Origin of the sequence: Paenibacillus faecalis (genome assembly GCF_900289175.1) — a bacterium.
GTDB lineage: Bacteria > Bacillota > Bacilli > Paenibacillales > Paenibacillaceae > Paenibacillus_AQ > Paenibacillus_AQ faecalis.
Genome location: NZ_LT985747.1, coordinates 4,466,614 through 4,484,472, shown reverse-complemented (window position 1 = coordinate 4,484,472; position 17,859 = coordinate 4,466,614). Strand labels below are relative to the sequence as shown.

Here is a 17,859-nt window from a genome sequence, read left to right as displayed (position 1 = left end):
AGACAAAAAGGGATGTCTTTTTGAGGCATCCCTTTTTATTTCTATATTTAAACGTATAAACAGACTCAGGCTATCTAGGTATGGTGAAAGGAGCAGCCTGCTTGTTAACCACCGAAACATACGGATTGCCTTGGATGTAAAAGCGCCACGGTACAAATGCATACTCTTCAGCATAAGGGATGTTAATACGAGATGCCTGAACGATAGAAAGATCGGTGATATCTGCGCCAGCCTCAAGATATAAAGGGCCATCCATTTGATTTAACAGGCAGCCGTTTAAGCTTTTGTCGATGGACAGAGCACGGCATAGCTTACCGGGCCCATTGCTAAGATTGGCAGGTTTCCCGGCAGGAAGCTTCCCGCGATATATCCGCATGAGTTCCGCGTCCCGAGGCGTTAAAGGTTCCACAGCCCGAATAAGGACGGCTTGCGGATCATCTTTGTCTCCCGTGACCACATTAAGACAGTGATACATGCCGTAAATCAAATAGATGTAACATGCACCGCCTTCTTGAAACATCGTCTCCGTTCGGGCTGTACGTCTGGCCCCATATGCGTGTGACCCTTTATCTTCTATACCTCCGTAGCTTTCTGTTTCAACGATTTTACACCGGATGTCGCCGTCTTCCGTGCGTCGTACCAGCGTCTGACCGAGAAGTTTTGGTGCGGCTTCAAGCGCGGTGACCTTGTAAATCGAGGGCGGCAGAGGTCGGACGTCATGATATATGTTATCTTTTTTATTTGAATTCATCAGAAAAATACCTTTCCTTGTAAATGATTAATCTTATATAAGATTCTTATATATAGTACACAGCAAATCAAGTATACTTCTTTGAACGCGCCTAGTTGTCGACAAGAAATTACTTCCATTCGCATAACACTCCATCTATACTAGTACCTGATATAGTGCTAGACCTCATATACGAAGATGTAAGGGCAATGTAGACTTAGGGCGGATATAGCATGTTCATATATTGGATTTTCTAAACAACTGATTGCTTAACCGAAATGTGCTGTACTCGCTTCATGCTTTCTACGAATGAACTATGGTGTAATTGAATAGGGAGGTAAGATCATGAACTGTAAAATCTGTGGTCACAAGAACACGGACGCTTCATTTTGTGAAAAATGTGGGACAAGGCTTGCATCCGAGGTGGTGGAGAGGAAGCCGGATCAGCCGGAGGTTTATCCAGAGTCAAATCAGTCAGAGGACAAGATGCCAACATCGAACATAACAAAAGGGCCTTTAGAGGAAACAGAGACGGTTCGGTACCAGGTTCCCATGAACAATATGTACACGGCTCCCAAGGCTTCCATGCCGCAAGACCGTTCCACGCCACACGAGCATTCCACACCTGGAACAGCGGGAAATGAACCTTCGCAGATTAAACCGTATTTGGAAAGTGCCAAGAAAAATTCAAAGATTTATTTTAAATATTTTGTGAACAGTTTAAAGAGTCCGCTTGCTGTCGCACAGAAAACAGGCAGTGAACAGTTATTAAACGGAATTATATCGTTGGCTATATTCTCGATTTTGCTTCCGCTCATGATTTACTTCTCTTTTCCTGGAAAAAGCTTGATGAGCAGTCCATTTGTGGACATTGTACTCAAGCCGGTGTTCTGGATAGCCCTGTTTATGTTTTTAATCGCTGTTTACACATTCGGGGCGGTAAAGTTGTCCACGAATCCAAAGGTAAGTTTAAAGGAAATTATAGCTCGTTTCGGTACACTGCTTGTACCGTTTATCGTTATTTTTTTAGCTGCTTTCTTCTTGTTGGTTATCGGAATCGGAATGGGGGGTCTGCTTCTGACTATCGCGATGATCGGCTCGATGTTTTCAATTCCGGTGTTGATTACGCTCAGCTACAAGCGGGAAGTTAACGGTGCGATGGATACGATGTATGCTATTTTGCTCGTTTATTTGGCTATATTTATTACGTTTTTTATTTTAGGGGATACGATAAGTTCATTGATGAGGCCTGGTAATTATTTTGGTTTCTAAAATAATGAGAGGAAATCTATGATATGAGTTTTTGTAAGGAATGCGGTTCTTCATTAACGGATCAAGCGCTATTCTGTAGGGAGTGCGGGACCACGGTGAGCCTGACTCATGTAGAAAATCAGTCTGGCAACTTCCCGGAGGGCAGAAGTTCGAAAAAGAATGCTGCCAAAACCGAAATCGCATCGAATTCGTTCGGCGGCACAGACAATGGCTCTGGATTAAAACATGAAGTAGATGTCCTTACACATGGAAGATTTTCTTTGGCTGCGGCTGAGAAAGAAAGTGCGGTTTCTGCCCCCGCTAAAGCATCTTCTGGATTAATCCGGGAAGAGGGAATGGCCGTTATGCCAGTACGGATGGGTCAGAGACAGAGAGTTTTGATTTTATCGATTGTATTTTTGCTGGCAGCTCTAGTTGTTGGGTATATAGCTGGAGCGTATTTTACATCCCCGGAACGGTTGATCAGCCGGTTTGAAAAAGCACTGGAGTCGAGCGATCATAAAGCCGTTGCCCAGCTATTGTCTTTTAGCAACAAAAATTTAGTTATTAATGAGCAGTCGATCATCGGGTTTATGAATTATATGGAGCAGAATCCCGGTCAAAAGGAACAGGTTATCTCTGTGCTGAAGGAACAGGCAGCGGCAGCAGAATCAAACTCCTCGGTTGCTGCTTCAACAACAGATGGTTTCAGAGGTGATGACCTAAGTGGCATCGTTAACATGGAGAAGGATGGGAAGTATCTTTTTTATAATCATTACATACTTACGGTCGATCCCGTATACCTCAATGTAAAGACAAATTATGCAGGTACAGTGTTGTATGTGAACGGACAGCAGGCGGCGGTGGCTAACATACCAAACTATGAAACCAAACTTGGTCCTTACATCCCTGGTTTATACGAGTTGGAGGCCAGATTCAAGAATGAGTTAATCGATCTGAAAGAAAGCACAGGGGTAGAACTGCTTGATCCGAATGATTCATACAGCATGTATTTGAAGCTGAACGGTCAGGTGGTTCGGTGGGATACTCGTTTTTCAGAGCGGCCGGATTTAAACGGTCAATTGTATATTAACGGTAAGAAAGTTGAAGTAAATCCTTTTCAGAATTCGGAGTTTGGACCGGTTACGATGGATGGGACCATGACCATTGCCGCCGAGGCTGACTTTCCGTGGGGGACCCTGAAAAGCGCTGAAGTTCCTATTGACAATGATTATATTCATTTCGACTTTACGGTGCAGGAGAGCTTTCAGCGAATGATAAAGGATACGGTCATAAAGCATGCAAAGGAGAACCTGGATGCATTTGGTTCGGGGGATATCGGCAAACTTACAGTTTCAACCGATAAATATAAGAATATGCTTCAGGATTTCATTTATCAATTCAAAGGAAGCGGTTACGCCTATAAGTCCAACTATGTTGGTATGGTCATAGATATGGGCTCTTTTGATCTGGATCATCGGAATGGAAAATGGTATTTGACACTGGTCACCAAGCCGTTGATTGAGGCAGCAACTTATGTTGAAGGCGAATCACCCTCTCTTTTCATGCAGGAAGCTTATAGTGAAACTGGTTTGTTATATGATGAGGATGAGGGTTTATGGAAAGTGGATTTCATCCATGACACCTGGGGGTTCCAAACAGATAACCTCAAGGAATATAAGGAAGACAAACCCGTTTCCTTTTAGTACGGAAGCTTGCTCATATTCGACGAAATGATGATAGGATTCCGTGTAGGCTATCATGGAGCATAGGGGCTGTACGGAATTGAGCCGGATCTCACATGCCTTGGCAAAGTGATTGGCGGCGGACTTCCAGTTGCCGTATACGGCGGTAAACAGGGTCGGCTCGCTGCTTTCTCCTTTTTTTACGGAACATGAGGTAGTGGATTATGATACAGCCAAATTATCCGCAGACCGATAACAGACAACGTGACATTTGGATAGGTACGGTGAAATTCGATAACTGTTGGTGGGAGCAAGTAATTGACAACAGTCAAAAGAACGCCAATTTTTAAGTTGCCTCTTTTTAAACCTTGTATCTCATTAATCGCGGCGTGTGCCTTGAGAGAGCTCATAAAACACATTGAAGCCGTAATCTTCTTGGGAGATATGGATACCCAGGATGGGGACTACAAAAGAATCATATACAGACCTCATGAGAAGCGAGAAGATTAAGATTTCATGGGAGGCAGGAAAAATCATGGAAAACTTATTAAGTAACATAACTTGGATGGAATCCAATGAGATCGTTGAATTGCTTAAAGCAAGTGACCTTCACATTACTGCATTGCCTTCTGGGCTTGAAGCTGACGTGTACAAAATAAGTGTTCATGATCGTAGTTTCGTTTTAAAAATATGGAACAAAGATTCAAAACCAGATATTCGGTATCAGTATAAATTGTTAGAAATCTTTTATAATCGAGGAATTGAAGTTTCAAAGCCTGCAGGCTGGGGAGTGGATAAACACAATCATCAGGTTTTGTTGATGAGCTTTGATGGTTCCCCTATTACGAAGATTAATAAAGATAAACTCAATGAACTTGCTAGGATATTAACAAGCATTCATAAAATTCCATTACATGCTATTGATGAAATAACCGTTCAAAAGCGTGATTTTATTGCCTATTTCTATCCAAGAATTGAGGAGCACGAAGACATTAAAAGCCTCTTATATCAACTCGTTGGGAGCGCTGAATATAGACCAGATTGTATCATTCATGGTGACTATAATTTAGGCAATATTCTGGAATCGGATCGCAATAAATTGACGATTATTGATTGGACCAATGCTCAGCTTGGAGACCCGAGATATGATATTGCTTGGTCCACCGTATTAATTCAAATTTATGTCGGGCAAAGATACGGTTCTTTATATAGAGCTGCCTTTTTATCGAAGGGGAAGTATTCAGATAATGAAATAGAATTATTTGAAGGCATCGCTTGCTTGCGTTGGGTGTTACTTAATCGGTTCGCAAATCTACCAAAGAACAAGAATACGATTGGTAATGTTCAACGCATATTGCATGCAAATAAATACTTACATGAAAATCTATTCATTTAATTTGGACAAAATTGAATTGAGAAATTGCGCGCGAGAACGAAAGACTCTTATTCAAAAAAAGCATTCGATCAAGTACAGCAGCTCATCAGCTTGGAATAAAGACATGCCCTGCGGCGGATTTTTCAGTTCCGGCAGGGCTTTTATGTTTTTACAGATGTCTTTTTTTATTCCAGCCACCAGCGCTTGAAGTCCGACCACCATGAACGTTCCTCTTGTTTCACAGCTTCCTCAGGCTTCACCTTTTTTGGCTTACCGCCATGATCGTCACAATATTGTTCAGGCTCTGTGCCCTTAATGAAGACTTCAAGTGATTTTTCGGGACAGTCCGCATCAGCCCGTCTTCCCGTCTCCGGGTCAATATAAACGCTAATGACGTTGTCCGGGATGGGGAAAATTTTAGGAGGGACATTTTCCAGCGCCTTTTCCGTGAATTGTGCGAAAATAGGGGCCGCCCGTCTTGATTCACTTGAACTGATCTTCCTTCCTTTGTCATATCCTACCCATACTGCGGTGGATAGTTCTGGCGTGTAGCCAACAAGCCATGCATCGGTGTCGGTTGTTCCGGTTTTGCCGGCAACCGGACGCTTCATGAGTGAAGATACTCTTCTGCCAGTACCTCCCGTCTCGAAAACGTCTTCCATCATGCGGGTCAGAACGTAAGCTGCGGCAGGATCTACGACTTGCTCGCCTTTAGTCTCTGGCGCGTTATAAACCGTTCTTCCGATCGCATCTGTAATACGAAGCACGGCGATGGGAGGAATACGCTGCCCGTTGTTTGCAAGGACCGCAAAGGCGGATGCCATCTCCAGCGGACTGATGGGTGAAGTCCCAAGCGCGAGTGACGGTACCGGCTCGAGAGGACTTGTGATGCCCATTTTTTCGGCCATCTTCACCACTTCTTCAGCTCCGATCTGCAAGATCGTATTGACCGCATAGATATTATCGGAAGCAGCAATCGCCTGGCGCATGTTGATTTCACCGAAATATTTGTCTCCAAAATTGCTGGGCTTGTACGTTTTTCGGTTGTTATCGTAATGAAAGAGAGTCGGCTGACTGTTAAACGTGGATATCCCCGTCAATTGGCCGGAGTCGAGCGCTGTTAAATACATGATCGGTTTAAACGCAGAGCCTGGCTGCCGTGTCTTGGCAAGGGCATGATTGTACTGGTTTTTGCGATAGTCCTTTCCTCCAACCATGGCTTTGATGTGCCCGTTGCGCGGATCTATGGATACGAGCGCTGTTTCCAGCTCGCTTTTGCTGTCCATTTCTTTTTCCACGATTTCTTCTGCTGCTTTTTGGGCTTGAGGATCAACAGTCGTATAGATATCCAGCCCGCCTTGTTCAAGCTGTTGCTCTGTAATATTGAACTCATTGATAAGAATTCCGCGCACATAATCACGGAAAAAAGATGCGATTCCCTTATTCTGCTGCCGATCTTTCGGCTGCAGGGCGATCTTTTCGGAGGCGGCCTTGTCGGCTTCTGAGCGTGTAATAAACCCGGTTTCCACCATGGCATGAAGCACGATTTTTTGTCGCTGAACCGCATTGTTCATATGGTTATACGGTGAATAGTAGGTTGGACCCTTAGGAATTCCAGCCAGCATGGCACTTTCAGCGAGGGTCAGGTCTTTTGCCGACTTATCAAAATACAGCTGTGCGGCAGACTCTATTCCGTAGGCTCCATGTCCATAATAAATTTCGTTTAGGTACATCTCAAGAATTTCATCTTTATCATATTTCATCTCAAGCTGGATCGCGAATTTGGCTTCTTTCAGTTTTCTAACCAGTGTTTTTTCATGGGACAGATACAGATTGCGGGCGAGCTGTTGGGTAAGTGTGCTTGCTCCTTGCTTGCTATCCATATGTTTCAGATTAACGAGCAGTGCCCGGGCCATGCCTCTAAGGTCAAACCCTGGATGGTCGTAAAATTTTCGATCCTCTATAGCCAGCGTGGCGTTGATAAGGAGCGGCGAGATATCTTCCAGCTGAATCTGTTCCGAAGTGTGACCATTAGAGGAGAAGGTAGCTATCACATTGCCACGGTTGTCCATCAGCCGGGAATAGCGCTGAGTTTCCGCCATCGGCAGCGGGGTAATATATAAATACGCCAACAAAATACCGCCAATGATAAGAAAGACTCCTAGAAGTCCGAATAGAGACATGGCGAGCCGATAGAGCATTTTTTTGCGTTTGTATGGTTTATGATGCTGTCCCGCCATAGAAGCACTCCTCTCGTCCTTTTGCTATACATTATGGGGTTCTGTAAGAAAGGATATTCATAGCGTGAGAATGCTTTTTTGCAGTTGGAACAAGAGTGCCGGATAATTTGATTGCAATTTGAGCTTGATTTAATATAATACATTTGTTTGGTACAATAGAAAAAGATGTGAAACTCACGGTTTTTCCCGGTTTGTTTTACGGCTTGGATCTGGATGGCTAAACATATATTCTAGCGGAAAGAAGGTAGAGACGATGGAATTATGGTTTACAGAGAAACAAACGCCGGCTTTCGGCATTACAGCGAAAATTCGGGAAACGTTTGTGCATGAGAAGACGGATTTTCAACAGCTGGATATGATCGATACCGAAGAATTTGGGCGTATGCTCGTCCTGGACGGCATGGTTATGACTACGATTAAGGACGAATTCGTCTATCATGAGATGGTCGCTCACCCCGCACTGAACACGCATCCGAATCCGAAGAAAGTGCTCGTAGTGGGCGGTGGAGACGGAGGTGTCATTCGTGAAGTGATTAAACATCCGGAAGTGGAAAAGGCTGTACTTGTTGAAATCGACGGGAAAGTGATTGAATACTCCAAGAAATATCTACCGGAGATTGCCGGCAAGCTTGACGATCCGAAGGTAGAAGTGATTGTTAACGATGGATATATGCACATTTTGAATAGCAAGAATGAATACGATGTGATCATGGTTGACTCTACAGAGCCTGTGGGCCCGGCTGCTCCTTTGTTTGAGCACGGTTTTTATCAAGGCATCTATGAGGCACTGAAGGAAGATGGTATCTTTGTTGCACAGACCGACAACCCTTGGTTCAAAGCAGACCTGATTCAGAAGGTGAACAAAGATGTGAAGCAGATCTTTCCGATAGTACGTGTATATGCGGCTAATGTTCCAACATACCCAAGCGGATTGTGGACTTTTACGATAGGCAGCAAAAAGCATGATCCGCTCGAAGTGGATGAGTCGGCTATTCAGGAGATGGATACGAAGTACTACTCACCTCGCCTGCATAAAGCAGCTTTCGTGCTTCCTAAGTTTGTAGAAGATTTGGTGAAGTAAGGGGAGTGTTTGCACATATGAAACTGGATCAGGCTTATTCCGGTAATGTATTTATTTGCAGCTCTGACGATTATGAGAAGTCGAAAGCTGTTATTTACGGTATGCCGATGGATTTTACGGTCAGCTTCCGACCTGGATCGCGTTTTGGTCCTTCCCGGATTCGTCAGGCATCCGTTGGATTAGAGGAATACAGTCCATATCTGGACAAAAGTATTGAGGATATCACCTACTTTGACGCTGGTGATTTATTGCTGCCGTTCGGTAACGCAGGGCGCAGCCTGGATATTATCGGGGATTATGTAGGCCAGCTGCTGGACGATGGCAAATTTCCGCTTGGTCTCGGCGGTGAGCATTTGGTCACTTGGCCGATTATCCAGAAGATGCATGAGAAGTATCCTGACCTGCTGCTTATTCATATTGATGCGCATGCTGACTTGCGTGAGCAATATGAGGGTGAGCCATTGTCTCACTCCACACCGGTCCGCAAAGCGGCTGAAATTATGGGCGGGAAGAACATTTATCAGTTCGGTATTCGTTCTGGCTCCCGTGAAGAATTTCAATATGGACATAAGAATATTCATTTCTACCCGTTTGAGGTGGCAGCGCCATTGAAAGAGGCTTTGCCGGGAATGGGGCGTCGTCCGGTATACGTCACGATTGATATTGATGTCCTGGACCCTTCGGCGGCACCAGGTACGGGTACGGCTGAAGCTGGTGGCATTACATCCAAGGAACTGCTTGAAGCTGTACATCTGATTGCAAATTCCGATGTGAATGTTGTCGGCTGTGATCTGGTGGAAGTGGCGCCGATCTATGATCCGACCGAGCAGACCCAGATCGTTGCAGCAAAGCTCATCCGTGAGATGCTGCTTGGGTTTGTAAAATAGCTTAGCCTAATCATTCCTTCCTTGCGTCCTTGCGTTTTTTTCGTTGAGAGTTCTCAACTTTACCAGGTATGGGTACGGCTGAAGCTGGCGAAGGACTTTTTGAAGGACCTCAATGGATTCGGCCTTTTGAACAGCCTTAGTTTATGCTTGCTGGAATCGCGGCCTAATGGGGGCTGGTCATGAGCTCTCAAGCGTGTGGTGTGAGTCGCATGGCACGGTACTCAATCGCATGGTGGATATGAGCTAAGGTAGCGTTCTTGTTCGGCTACTTCTCAAGGGCGATCCTTCGGGTATCGGGTTCGCCCTTGAGTAGCCTTTCGTGCGAGAGCTGGCCTTTTCGTTGCATTGGTTATGCGAAACTGTGTACGAGGAAAATGGTTGCTGTACAAATAATCCTTACACTTCGTACGCGCTTATGTGTGGATGTCTTGGCAAACTTGGTTTGTATAAACATCCCTTCCGCGTTAATTAGCCAGGTCTGTCAAAACTGTCCGCCTTAAAGTAAAAGTATTTCTTAAGTGCAAAAGTACATATTCCCGTCTTCTCCTCTCTTTAGTGCAAAAATACATTTAGTATCATCATATTTCCGCATTCTCACCTCGTTAAATGCAAAAGTACATTTAGTTTATCTAAAAATCGAGTTTACCGCCAAAAAGGTTGTTTTTACCTGCACTTTCTCCACGGCCCCCTAATTGAATTGGAGTCCACCCCAACAATATATTATTGTATTTCTAGGGGGGATGAACAGGATGAGACGGTCAAGCAAGTTGTACGAGGAAGTGCGTCTCGAGGTGGTGCGCGAAGCCATGTCCGGGATCAAAGTGGGGGTACTCGCCCGAAAGTACAACCTCCACCCGGAAACGATTCGTACCTGGATTCGAACGTATCGGGATCAAGTAGATATTCACGAACTGCCGCCAGCGGATCATCAGTTGCAAGAACTGAAGCGGCTTCAGGTCGTGGAAGAGAAGTACGAAAAAGCGGTGAAGATGCTTGGCGAAAAGGAACTTGAAATTGAAATTCTGCGTGAATTGCTAAAAAAGAAGAACCCTGCTTATCCGAAAAATTCGAAATAGCCGACCACTTTATTAAGCAGGGAAATGCAGCAGTCCTTGTGCTGGGTATCTTAGGCCTGGCAGAATCCACTTACTATGAACGCCTCAAACGCTCGAAGCAGCCCGCAGAGGCTGCTGGTACCATCAGAAGAGGACGTCCTTGTCCCGGGTACTCCCTTACGCTGCAAGGTCACAAGGTAAGTGACGAGCAGATCAAGGAGTGGCTGCTGGAGCTTGTGGAAGGCGAAGAGCACATCTACGGCTACAAGTTGCTGGCTCAGTGTTTGCGCAATGAGCATGACTTGATACTCGGTAAGTCGAAAGCATATCGTCTCTGCAAGGAGTTAGGCATCCTTCAGCAGCAGCGAAAGCCAACGTCCAAGCACCCGAGGAGACTGGCTCGAAACCGACTCGTCACCGGTCCGAATCAGCTGTGGCAAGCGGACATTAAGTATGGATATGTTGCCGGCCGCGACCGCTTCTTTTTCGTTTTCAGCGTGATCGATGTGTTCGACCGCGTCATTGTCGCCTACTACAGAGGCGCCGTTTGCGAGGCCAAGCATGTGTGTCAGGCTTTAGGACGGGCGATAGAGAGTCGATGGCGACCGGGGAAGGAGATGCCCGCGATCCGCACCGACAACGGTCCTCAGTTTGTGAGTGTGCTGTTCGGCGATACTTGTGAAAGCTGGGGAATGCTCCATGAGCGTATCCCGCCGAAGACACCAAACATGAATGCCTACATCGAGTCGTTCCATAGTTTGATGGAGCGCGACCTATTGACCAAGGAAACATTTGAGACCATGGATGATGCGTATGCCGCCGTTGATCGTTACATGGATTTTTACAACAACCGTAGAATGCATGGCAGTTTGAAACGCAAGGCGCCCATAGTATTCAGCAGTTGGGTGATGCAACAGAAGGAAGAAGATCGGGCCAAGTTCCATCGAACGTTGTAAGAATTTGAAAAAATGAGTGTTCATACGACAAACATTATTTTTACGGTGTAGACTCCGGAATTAGGGGGCCTAGCCGCTCTTGCAGTTAAACACTAAATTTCAGACTGAATTTGTAACTTTAAATGCACTTTCGCTGTTCACCCAGATCGTGAAATGCTTTATGCAAATCCGCCAGCCTAACATTTATATTGTACAAAGTTTATATCAAAACCTATGGCAGCGACGCTAGCAATCGGGCTGCCTCGGTGTACCAATCCTGCATATCTCTGGACCCATGACCGATAATATCCCCATGGTCGTAGGAATCCATAAGGCCGAGATCATTCCATTCCCCACGATTCGGTGTCCCGTCGTAGGGTACGATCAAATCGGTCGATCCCCGTTCGGGGCCGTCCATTGAGATCGTGTTGACGACGCCGTCATTTTGCCACCATTGACTGTCTATGAACTCGTCGTTCGTATAGGAACCAAGAAACAGACTGGTCATACTAAAGAGCGGATTCATCCACAACTCAGGGACCTCATAATCGGTTAAGGCAGAGCGATACGTCTGCTCTGTGCTTACCGAGAAATAATATACCTCCGGCTGCGCCCGCACCCATCCGTTCAGCTCCTGCGCTCCGGCGGGACTTAAATCCCACTGCGCAGTATCTTTGCTTGTTTGCCATATTGGGCTATTATACACCCTTTCCTTGTAGCTGCTGAATGATTCCCCAGGCTGTCTTTTTAATCCCCAATGGTCTAACTTAAAGTCATAGACATCAATCTCCGAAATCCCGGTCGCGGCAGCAGCCAACCCGAGAATTTGCTGCGAATAGGGAATGATTCCCTCTACAAGCTCAGTGAGTGAAGTGCCGTCATGAGGTGTAGATATTGTCAGCACACTGTGCACCATCCCTTTGCCGTTTCCTTGAAACAGCGGCGACAATTCACTTGCCGGTGTCTGATCCCGTTCAGCAGCGCTTCCCTGCGACAGCAGCTCGATCAATACACGTGCCGTCTGACCTCCCTGGCTATGGGCGATGAGGTGAATGCGGTTTTGCTGTCCGTTGTTCTCGTTCACCTCACCCCATTGCGGATAAAGCCCGGGATACGACTTGCCGTAGCGCTCATGACCATGCTGTTGAGAGTGGACAGCTCCATAATCGACGACTCCGCCTTTAATTTGCGCATACAACTCACAAGCCCGATCCCAGTTGCTGGATATAGGACCAACTGAGGCAGTATATGTTTGATATCCCTCCTGACGCAAAGAGCTTTCAATGTCGTCAAAACCGCCCCAATACTTATACCCGAACATTTCCTCCCTTCCCCAGCCGCTGAATCCGTGAACCAGCACGAACGGGTGGTCGTTCTGCCGCTCTCCTTGCATAAGGACCGGAAATGATTGTACCTCCTCCGAGCCACTGTTCTCCGCTACATCCGCGTAAGCTGTCTGCCCCGCTCCAATCGGCCCTAGACTGGCCACCAGCCATAATAAACAAATAAGCAATGAAAATTTTCTTTTCACAACAGACGCCTCCTATTTTCAATTGATAGCGCTTACAATAACACTTGAAAATACAGAACCACGCTGCTACTGCTTACTGCAATTTAAAGCTACATCTGAAAAAATGTGTTAATTTATTAAGCTCAATCCTACCATAGACTCACCCCCGTCCTTTATGCTCATCTATTACTTCGACACGAGCTTGCTAAATTACTTCAAAAAAACAAAAAATCTCCCGAAAGTTCAGGGAGACTGAAGTAGAACGGATCAACATCTATTTTTTCAAATCTTTTACCAAATAAATGACCAAATCATCATCCACTTGCACCGTTGCACCGGGATCGACGCGAACGTTGTTATAATAGATGCCGTTACCGTCAAGCATATATCCTCGCTTGCAGTACATCATCTGGGCTTTACCATAATCCTGGTATAGTCCGACACCAACACCGATACGCCCGGTGCGAGAAGAGGCAATCGCTTCAAACTCATCAAACAGCCTGCTTGCAATACCCATTCGCTGAAATTCCGGGAACACGTGCAAGTCATTGATTTCAGGAATGCCCTGCTCTTGAAACGGCGGGTAATCAGACTTCATCTTTAAATGTGAGCATCCGGCCACTTGTCCGTTTACATAACCTATGAAGGTAAAACGGGACTCATATTCATTTTCGTGAAAACACTTCTCGAAATAGCCTTTCGGCCGTTGGATACCTCTGCTCCCATATGCATCATAAAGCTGCTGAATCTGCACTTCCTCGCGAAATGGTAGGATCGTAATCGTGGCGTTCATATCGTCTCTACTCCGTTCTTCTTTTTTACATTAAACCGAGATGCTTCAAATAAAAGAGAATGCAGCGGAAATAGTATCCGACCGAGTCTATTGGACCACGGATCGTCTGATAAGCGGCAAACGGTTGGATACATTCCACTTCGAATTCTGAGTCAATTATGAATCTAGTCCGTACTGCTTCATCTTATAATATAATGCCCCTCTGGAAATACCCAGCTGTCGTGCCGCCTTCGCTTTGTTGCCCTTCGTTCGCTGCAGCGTCTCAAAAATGAGCGAACGCTCCATTTCCTCAGAATGAGCGCTGAGCGGCAGTTCGGGCTGCGTCAATTCAGTGAGTGTCGTCAGCCTCGCATATTCGGGAAGCTCCCGCGCCGTAATCTTGCCCGTACCTTGCGCTGCAATGACCGCGTATTCCATCGCGTTGCGCAGCTGAGGCAAATTGCCGGGCCATTCGAACGCGGTCAGCGCAGCCAGCGCGTCGGAAGCAAGCGTGGGAGCCGGAATTCCTGCTTTCTGCGATGCAGCCGCCAGGAATTGGCGACAAAGCTCAGGCACATCCTGCTTTCTCTCCCGAAGCGGCTGCAGACGCTGAATCTGGAATGTATAATACAATTCCTCGATCAGCCCTGCATGCGGCTCCTGCATAGCCGCTTCCGGAATGGAGGCAAAAATGCGGCACTGGAGCGGAATGAAAGCAGTTCCGCCCTGACGGCAGTAACGGCGTTCGTGGGCAGCATTCGCCAGCTTCTCCTGCAACCGCTTCGGAAGCGCATGAATATCTTTCAAATAGATGCTTCCATCCTGCGCCAGGTCCAGCTTGCCCGGGCGCTCCTCATCTCCGTGATAGCCGAACAATTCCGCCTCAAGCAATCCATCCGGCACAGCGCTGCAGTTAATGTATACGAAATGACCTTCGCAGCGTTCACATCGGTGCAGCCACTCAGCCAACGACTTCTTCCCGACGCCCGGTTCTCCGAGCAACAGAATCGGGCTCGCCATACGGCTTACAGTCGCCAAATGCTTCCATTGCTCCGGTTTCAGTGAGAACACAGCCAAAGACAGCTCCCGTTCCCCGACCCTGCTGTACATCTCAGCGCTCAGCTTCACATATTGTGTCACATCACGCTCAATGGAGATCGCGCCGATGAGGGTGTTATCCCTATTCCGCACCGGCTGCGCCGTAATCATCACATGCATACCTGGACGCGGCTCATGATAGACTTCGCGAACGGCACGCCCGCTTTCCATAACGTGAAACAGCATAATGGACTCCCGCTGAAAAAAATCTCCTATTTTCCTGCCGATAATATCATTCCCGCTAATTCCGTAAGTCATCTCTGCTGCCTCATTCCAATAAAGAACGGTCCCCTCCGTATCAATGATCGTGACCGCGTCGTTCGTCGTTTGCAGCAAACATTCGAGAAATGCCTGTATCTCCTGTAGTAAAATCATTCGAACCACCGATTTTCGTAGAGTTGAATTGAAACATATCCTTCTTTCATGATCGTTTATTTTCTTAAATTATGGCAAACCGATTCTGTAAAAGCAATGAAAAAGCGAATGCAAGATCTCAAACAAGATAATTACCATATCATCAAAAGAAAGTGTTTACAATTCCAATTATATATGATTATAATTAATCAAAAAACGAATATGTGTATATTTTTTGAACACTTTTGAGACGCCGGAAGGGAGCATCACGGACATGGAAAGCCTGATGAGAAATGTATTCCTATTTCTGTCGAAAAATCGGATAGCCAACCGGACCGCAAAAAAATATGGACTGCGGTTCGGAGCTAAGCGATTCGTTGCCGGGGAGCAAATTGCGGAAGCGATTACAGTCGTTCGAGAGTTGAACGAGCGCGGCATCGTAGCGACACTCGACCATTTGGGGGAGTTTATCTACACCAAGGAAGAGGCGACGGAAGCAGCCGAATATTGCATCGCCACCTTAAATGCGATCGCTGAGAGTCAGGTTAAGGCCAATCTGTCACTCAAGCTGACGCAGCTCGGCTTGGACATTTCGCGTGACCTATGCTTGAACAACATGCGTTCCATTCTAGAAGTGGCTTCGCGCCATAATATCTTTGTGCGCATCGATATGGAAGATTACGCGCACAACGAAGCCTCCATCGCGCTGTTCTGCCAGCTTCGCGAAGAGTTCGGCAGCACGATCGGAATCGTCATTCAAGCATACCTGTATAAGAGCGAAGAGGATATCACCAATCTTCATCGGTATCGGCCGAATTTGCGCTTAGTAAAGGGAGCATATAAGGAGCCACCCGAAGTCGCTTTTCCGAAAAAGGAAGACGTGGACAACAATTTCATCCGCATCATCGAACAGCATCTCAGAAACGGCGATTACGCAGCCGTTGCCACCCACGACGATCTCATCATCAACCACGTCAAGGCATTCGCCAAAGAACATAACATCCCTACATCCCAGTTCGAATTCCAAATGCTATACGGCATCCGTACCCAAGCGCAGCAGCAGCTTGCGGACGAAGGCTATACCATGCGCGTCTATGTTCCATACGGTAACGACTGGTACGGTTATTTCATGCGCAGGCTGGCTGAACGCCCGGCGAATGTCGGATTTGTCGTCAAGTCTATGTTTAAATCCTAAGTTATTATCCATTTTTAAATTCGAATGAAGGAGGCTTTTTCATGACTTTAGTACAATTCCGCAATGAACCGTTTACTGACTTTACGCAAGAGGACAATCGTCAAGCCATGCTGCAATCGCTCGAGCGCGTTGGACAGCAGCTTGGCCGCACTTACCCGCTCGTTATTAATGGCGAGCGCATCACGACAGAGAAGCTAGGCACATCGATTAATCCCGGCAACGTCGATCAAGTGATCGGGCTGATGTCTCAGGCAGATGAGGCTCTGGCTGAACAGGCCATTGCTTCGGCAGATGCCGCATTCAAAACATGGGCTTATGTGAGCCCTGACACCCGCGCCGGCTATCTGTTCAAAGCCGCAGCCGTTATGCGCCGCCGCAAATTCGATTACTGCGCATGGCTTGTGTATGAAGTCGGCAAGAACTGGGCCGAAGCGGATGCCGATGTGGCCGAGGCGATTGATTTCCTCGAGTTCTACGGTCGAGAAATGCTGCGGCTGAGCGGTCCACAGCCGTTGACGCCTCTTCCAGGGGAGGATAACCGGCTGACCTATATTCCGCTTGGCGTCGGCGTGGTCATACCGCCGTGGAACTTCCCGCTCGCCATTATGGCTGGCATGACGTGCGCCGCCCTCGTCGCAGGTAATACCGTCGTGCTGAAGCCAGCCTCCGCATCCCCGGTCATCGCAGCCAAGTTCGTCGAGTTGATGGAAGAAGTCGGCCTGCCGGCAGGCGTGATCAACTTCATTCCAGGCTCCGGCAGCGAAATCGGTGATTACATCGTCGATCATCCACGCACCCGGTTCGTGTCCTTCACAGGCTCGCGCGATGTCGGACTGCGCATTAACGAGCGTATTGCGAAGACACAGCCTGGGCAAATATGGATGAAGCGCTTTATCGCAGAAATGGGCGGCAAGGACGGCATCGTCGTCGATAAAAGCGCGAATCTGGAAGAAGCCGCGGCCGCGATCGTGCAGTCGGCCTTCGGATTCCAAGGCCAGAAGTGCAGCGCCGGCTCGCGCGCGATTATCCATCAGGACGTCTATGACGACGTACTGGAGCTTATTATCGCGAAAACCAAGCTGCTGCAAGTTGGTGCGGCTGACAAGAACGCTGCCATCGGGCCGGTCATCGATACGAATGCGTACGGAAAGATTCGCGAATATATCGAAATCGGTAAATCGGAAGGCCGACTCGTTGCCGGCGGCGATATCGCGGAAGGCAATGGATACTTTATTCAGCCGACCGTCTTTGCCGATGTCAGCCCGACCGCTCGCATCATGCTCGAAGAAATTTTCGGGCCGGTGCTTGCGGTATGCAAGGCAGACAGCTTCGAGCACGCTCTCGATATCTTCAACAATACAGAGTACGGCCTGACAGGTGCAGTATTCAGCCATGACCGCGAGCATCTGGAAAACGCCAGACAGCGCATGCATTGCGGCAACCTGTACTTTAACCGTAAATGTACAGGGGCACTCGTCGGCGTCCATCCATTCGGCGGCTTCAACATGTCCGGTACGGATTCCAAGGCAGGCGGACGCGACTATTTGCTTCTGTTCACGCAAGCGAAGCTCGTTTCCGAGAAGTGGTAAAGGATTCTAGCCCTGCAAACGCGTAGAATGGTCTGCGCACCCAGTATGGAAAGCCCGTTAGCAATCGGCTATAATTCAATTATCTTATGACGAAGAACGTCC

At 47.2% G+C, this 17,859-nt stretch carries 15 protein-coding genes and 2 pseudogenes; 10 read left to right on the top strand and 7 right to left on the bottom strand.

The annotated features are described in order from the left end of the window. Positions 1-70 precede the first annotated feature (70 nt). Positions 71-751, bottom strand: coding sequence for a DNA-3-methyladenine glycosylase (locus tag C8268_RS20950; protein ID WP_106769488.1), 681 nt, complete (start codon positions 749-751; stop codon positions 71-73). 324 nt (positions 752-1,075) lie between these two features. Here C8268_RS20950 and C8268_RS20945 point away from each other — a divergent pair, with 324 nt between their 5' ends. The 3 genes and pseudogenes from C8268_RS20945 to C8268_RS20935 form a co-directional block, all read left to right on the top strand. Further along, complete coding sequence (locus tag C8268_RS20945; protein ID WP_106769487.1) at positions 1,076-2,002, top strand: hypothetical protein; 927 nt, start codon at positions 1,076-1,078, stop codon at positions 2,000-2,002. A 95-nt stretch (positions 2,003-2,097) separates the two neighbouring features. Continuing rightward, positions 2,098-3,687 carry a zinc ribbon domain-containing protein gene (locus C8268_RS20940; protein ID WP_106769486.1) on the top strand — a complete coding sequence of 530 codons (1,590 nt, stop codon included), beginning with the start codon at positions 2,098-2,100 and terminating at the stop codon, positions 3,685-3,687. Continuing rightward, positions 3,688-3,840, top strand: a pseudogene (locus tag C8268_RS20935) (aminotransferase class III-fold pyridoxal phosphate-dependent enzyme); the annotation flags it as partial. 68 nt (positions 3,841-3,908) lie between these two features. Here C8268_RS20935 and C8268_RS23265 read toward each other — a convergent pair. After that, positions 3,909-4,089: pseudogene (locus C8268_RS23265) on the bottom strand (LysR substrate-binding domain-containing protein); the annotation flags it as partial. 112 nt (positions 4,090-4,201) lie between these two features. Between C8268_RS23265 and C8268_RS20925 the strand changes: the two are divergent. Next, positions 4,202-5,062, top strand: a complete 861-nt coding sequence (locus C8268_RS20925; protein WP_106769485.1) for an aminoglycoside phosphotransferase family protein — start codon at positions 4,202-4,204, stop codon at positions 5,060-5,062. A 51-nt stretch (positions 5,063-5,113) separates the two neighbouring features. Here C8268_RS20925 and C8268_RS22805 read toward each other — a convergent pair whose 3' ends face one another. Continuing rightward, positions 5,114-5,263: a hypothetical protein gene (locus C8268_RS22805; RefSeq protein WP_158702796.1), complete on the bottom strand. Its 150-nt coding sequence runs from the start codon at positions 5,261-5,263 to the stop codon at positions 5,114-5,116. Then, positions 5,227-7,281: a transglycosylase domain-containing protein gene (locus C8268_RS20920; protein ID WP_106769484.1), complete on the bottom strand. Its 2,055-nt coding sequence runs from the start codon at positions 7,279-7,281 to the stop codon at positions 5,227-5,229. The genes C8268_RS22805 and C8268_RS20920 overlap by 37 nt, the downstream gene beginning before the upstream one ends. 253 nt (positions 7,282-7,534) lie before the next feature. Here C8268_RS20920 and speE point away from each other — a divergent pair, with 253 nt between their 5' ends. The 4 genes from speE to C8268_RS20900 all read left to right on the top strand — a co-directional run bounded on the left by speE (position 7,535) and on the right by C8268_RS20900 (position 11,260). After that, positions 7,535-8,362: a polyamine aminopropyltransferase gene (gene speE, locus C8268_RS20915; RefSeq protein ID WP_106769483.1), complete on the top strand. Its 828-nt coding sequence runs from the start codon at positions 7,535-7,537 to the stop codon at positions 8,360-8,362. A gap of 17 nt (positions 8,363-8,379) precedes the next feature. Next, a complete protein-coding gene (gene speB, locus C8268_RS20910; RefSeq protein WP_106769482.1) occupies positions 8,380-9,249 on the top strand; it encodes an agmatinase in 870 nt (289 codons plus the stop codon). Positions 9,250-9,998: 749 nt separating this feature from the next. After that, positions 9,999-10,325, top strand: a complete 327-nt coding sequence (locus C8268_RS20905) for a helix-turn-helix domain-containing protein (RefSeq protein ID WP_158702701.1) — start codon at positions 9,999-10,001, stop codon at positions 10,323-10,325. Between the two features lie 38 nt (positions 10,326-10,363). Next, entirely contained in the window at positions 10,364-11,260 is an 897-nt protein-coding gene (locus tag C8268_RS20900; RefSeq protein ID WP_158702700.1) for an IS3 family transposase, read from the top strand. 211 nt (positions 11,261-11,471) lie between these two features. On the opposite strand, the gene C8268_RS20895 is transcribed toward C8268_RS20900, so the two are convergent. The 3 genes from C8268_RS20895 to C8268_RS20880 form a co-directional block, all read right to left on the bottom strand. Beyond that, complete coding sequence (locus C8268_RS20895; RefSeq protein WP_106769481.1) at positions 11,472-12,770, bottom strand: esterase/lipase family protein; 1,299 nt, start codon at positions 12,768-12,770, stop codon at positions 11,472-11,474. A 253-nt stretch (positions 12,771-13,023) separates the two neighbouring features. Next, positions 13,024-13,542: a GNAT family N-acetyltransferase gene (locus C8268_RS20890; RefSeq protein WP_106769480.1), complete on the bottom strand. Its 519-nt coding sequence runs from the start codon at positions 13,540-13,542 to the stop codon at positions 13,024-13,026. 156 nt (positions 13,543-13,698) lie between these two features. Continuing rightward, positions 13,699-14,994, bottom strand: coding sequence for a sigma 54-interacting transcriptional regulator (locus C8268_RS20880; protein WP_106769479.1), 1,296 nt, complete (start codon positions 14,992-14,994; stop codon positions 13,699-13,701). Between the two features lie 253 nt (positions 14,995-15,247). On the opposite strand from C8268_RS20880, the gene C8268_RS20875 reads away from it, so the two are divergent. Both C8268_RS20875 and pruA read left to right on the top strand, forming a co-directional pair. Further along, a complete protein-coding gene (locus C8268_RS20875) occupies positions 15,248-16,168 on the top strand; it encodes a proline dehydrogenase family protein (RefSeq protein ID WP_106769478.1) in 921 nt (306 codons plus the stop codon). A gap of 41 nt (positions 16,169-16,209) precedes the next feature. Beyond that, positions 16,210-17,757, top strand: a complete 1,548-nt coding sequence (pruA, locus tag C8268_RS20870; RefSeq protein WP_106769477.1) for an L-glutamate gamma-semialdehyde dehydrogenase — start codon at positions 16,210-16,212, stop codon at positions 17,755-17,757. Positions 17,758-17,859 lie beyond the last annotated feature (102 nt).

Coding starts and splice junctions, on each gene's coding strand:
- C8268_RS20950 (WP_106769488.1), bottom strand. CDS start 751: ATGAATTCAAATAAAAAAGATAACATATATCATGACGTCCGACCTCTG.
- C8268_RS20945 (WP_106769487.1), top strand. CDS start 1,076: ATGAACTGTAAAATCTGTGGTCACAAGAACACGGACGCTTCATTTTGT.
- C8268_RS20925 (WP_106769485.1), top strand. CDS start 4,202: ATGGAAAACTTATTAAGTAACATAACTTGGATGGAATCCAATGAGATC.
- C8268_RS22805 (WP_158702796.1), bottom strand. CDS start 5,263: ATGGTGGTCGGACTTCAAGCGCTGGTGGCTGGAATAAAAAAAGACATC.
- C8268_RS20920 (WP_106769484.1), bottom strand. CDS start 7,281: ATGGCGGGACAGCATCATAAACCATACAAACGCAAAAAAATGCTCTAT.
- speE (WP_106769483.1), top strand. CDS start 7,535: ATGGAATTATGGTTTACAGAGAAACAAACGCCGGCTTTCGGCATTACA.
- speB (WP_106769482.1), top strand. CDS start 8,380: ATGAAACTGGATCAGGCTTATTCCGGTAATGTATTTATTTGCAGCTCT.
- C8268_RS20905 (WP_158702701.1), top strand. CDS start 9,999: ATGAGACGGTCAAGCAAGTTGTACGAGGAAGTGCGTCTCGAGGTGGTG.
- C8268_RS20890 (WP_106769480.1), bottom strand. CDS start 13,542: ATGAACGCCACGATTACGATCCTACCATTTCGCGAGGAAGTGCAGATT.
- C8268_RS20880 (WP_106769479.1), bottom strand. CDS start 14,994: ATGATTTTACTACAGGAGATACAGGCATTTCTCGAATGTTTGCTGCAA.
- C8268_RS20875 (WP_106769478.1), top strand. CDS start 15,248: ATGGAAAGCCTGATGAGAAATGTATTCCTATTTCTGTCGAAAAATCGG.
- pruA (WP_106769477.1), top strand. CDS start 16,210: ATGACTTTAGTACAATTCCGCAATGAACCGTTTACTGACTTTACGCAA.